Annotated in this window: 1 protein-coding gene and 1 rRNA gene; both read left to right on the forward strand. The window is 58.1% G+C overall.

Features of this window, described 5'->3' with window-relative positions:
• A 5S ribosomal RNA gene (gene rrf / locus ISP15_RS18330) occupies positions 1-89 on the forward strand; the annotation flags it as partial.
• A 41-nt stretch (positions 90-130) separates the two neighbouring features.
• Complete coding sequence (locus ISP15_RS18335; RefSeq protein ID WP_404549439.1) at positions 131-352, forward strand: MBL fold metallo-hydrolase; 222 nt, start codon at positions 131-133, stop codon at positions 350-352.
• Positions 353-454: the final 102 nt, after the last annotated feature.

The following is a 454-nucleotide window of genomic DNA, read 5'->3' on the forward strand; positions in this document are numbered from 1 at the left end:
CCACCCGATCCCATCCCGAACTCGGAAGTGAAACGCAGCTGCGCCGATGGTAGTGTGCCCATGCATGCAAGAGTAGGTCACCGCCAGGGGCTTTATCCTCAAAACCCTCTCCTCCTGGAGAGGGTTTTTTTTGCTCCTTTTTCTTATGGGGTCGCGCGAAGGAGTCGATGCCGTGGTGTGCACGCACCTGCACGTCGATCACGTCGGCTGGAACACGATGCTCGAGAACGGCAAGTGGATGCCGACCTTTCCGAAGGCGCGCTACCTCATCGGTCGGCGCGAGTACGACTTCTGGAGCGTCTGTAATGACGAAGTGAACCGCCCCGGGATTCGCGGAGGCTCCAACTCTTGAGAGAATGGAGCCATGACAAAGTTAAAACAGTTTTCCCCGGAAGTCCGCGAGCGTGCGGTGCGGATGGTGCAGGAGCACCGTGGTGAATACCCATCGTTGTGG

The sequence above is a fragment of the Dyella jejuensis genome (assembly GCF_044904675.1).
In the GTDB taxonomy this organism is placed as follows: domain Bacteria; phylum Pseudomonadota; class Gammaproteobacteria; order Xanthomonadales; family Rhodanobacteraceae; genus Dyella_B; species Dyella_B jejuensis.